The sequence below is a fragment of the Patiriisocius sp. 208BN25-11 genome, from assembly GCF_058147145.1.
Map to the genome: position 1 here is coordinate 1 of NZ_JBYVJY010000201.1, position 203 is coordinate 203.

A 203-nucleotide genomic window follows, 5' to 3' on the forward strand; every position below is an offset into this window, starting at 1 on the left:
GTAACATCCGCTGGATCTACTGGATCACCATTCAACGTATCATTATCATATACATTTGAGTTTGGTACCGTTCCACCATCTTCACCATTGACTGGATCTGCGCTGAAGTCATCATCCACAGCATCAATTACTGGTGCCTCTACTACTACAGTAGCTGTGGCTGTATCACAGTTGGTTGGGTTGTTGTTCTCACAAATTGTGTA

Annotated in this window: 1 protein-coding gene; it reads right to left on the reverse strand. The window is 43.3% G+C overall.

Annotated features, from left to right (window positions below; translation table 11 throughout):
* A partial coding sequence (locus ACY2RS_RS16130) for a hypothetical protein (RefSeq protein WP_490099655.1) occupies positions 1-203 on the reverse strand: 203 nt, incomplete at both ends.